Source organism: Duganella sp. GW821-FHT07F09 (genome assembly GCF_059418705.1).
Genome location: NZ_JBWKQJ010000040.1, coordinates 1 through 1,197, shown reverse-complemented (window position 1 = coordinate 1,197; position 1,197 = coordinate 1). Strand labels below are relative to the sequence as shown.

The following is a 1,197-nucleotide window of genomic DNA, read 5'->3' as shown; positions in this document are numbered from 1 at the left end:
GGTAATCCCCCCACCAAATGATCGCGTTTAAAAGTAGAATTTTCCAAACTCAGATTTTTGAAAGTTCTGCATGAAGACGTCCCGTTTTACCGACAGCCAGATCATCGCCATCCTCAAGCAAGCCGAGGGTGGCTCACCAGTCCCTGAGCTGTGCCGCGAGCACGGCATCAGCAACGCCACGTTCTACAAATGGCGCTCTAAGTTCGGCGGCATGGACGCCTCGCTGATGGCTCGCATGAAGGAGCTGGAGGACGAAAACCGGCGCCTGAAGAAGATGTATGCCGAAGAACGTTTGAAGGCCGAGATTGTCGCGGAGGCCCTGACAAAAAAATGGTAGCGCCATCTCTGCGGCGGGAGATGGCGCAATGGGCCGTGGCCCAGCGCTCAGCCACAATAGGACTGGCCTGCCAGGCGTTTGGCATCAGCCAGACCTGCTATCGCTATCGCGCCAAGCCCGACGCGGAAAACGCTGTCGTGGCCGACTGGCTGGTACGTCTGACTAACAACCAGCGCAACTGGGGCTTCGGCCTGTGTTTCCTGTATTTGCGCAACGTGAAGGGTTTTAAATGGAATCACAAGCGCGTCTACAGGATCTATCGCGAGCTGGAACTGAACCTGCGCATCAAGCCGCGCCATCGCTTGGTGAGGGAAAAGCCACTGCCGCTGGCCGTGCCTACACAGATCAACGAGACCTGGTCGATGGATTTCATGCATGACCAGTTGGCCGACGGCCGCAGTATCCGCTTGTTCAATGTGATCGACGACTACAATCGTGAGGGGCTCGGCATCGAGGTTGACTTCTCATTGCCGTCCGAACGCGTTATTCGATCCCTCGACAGGATCATCGAATGGCGTGGCAAACCTCGAGTGATCCGCTGCGACAACGGCCCGGAGTACATCAGCGCCGTGACATTGGCTTGGGCCGCAAAGCGCGGCATAAGCATCGACTTTATCCAGCCGGGACAGCCGCAACAGAACGCCTATGTCGAGCGCTACAACCGTACGGTACGCTATGACTGGCTAGCCCATCACCTGTTTGAAACGCTCGATGAGATCCAGGATTTTGCAACCCGCTGGCTATGGACTTACAATCACGACCGGCCCAACATGGCACTTGGCGGCATCACACCAAAACAGAAGCTTGCCCTGGCCGCTTAACCTCTACTTTTAGCGCGCTCTAAAAATGGGGGGATTACC

At 56.3% G+C, this 1,197-nt stretch carries 1 protein-coding gene; it reads left to right on the top strand.

Annotation, left to right across the window (positions count from 1 at the left end):
- The first annotated feature begins 70 nt into the window (after positions 1 to 70).
- Positions 71 to 1,158, top strand: a protein-coding gene (locus tag AC07P1_RS33680; protein ID WP_494699947.1) for an IS3 family transposase whose coding sequence is annotated in 2 segments (ribosomal slippage) — positions 71 to 323 and positions 323 to 1,158 — 1,089 coding nt in all. Because the reading frame shifts where the segments join, the coding sequence is not laid out codon by codon here.
- The last annotated feature ends 39 nt before the right edge of the window (positions 1,159 to 1,197 follow it).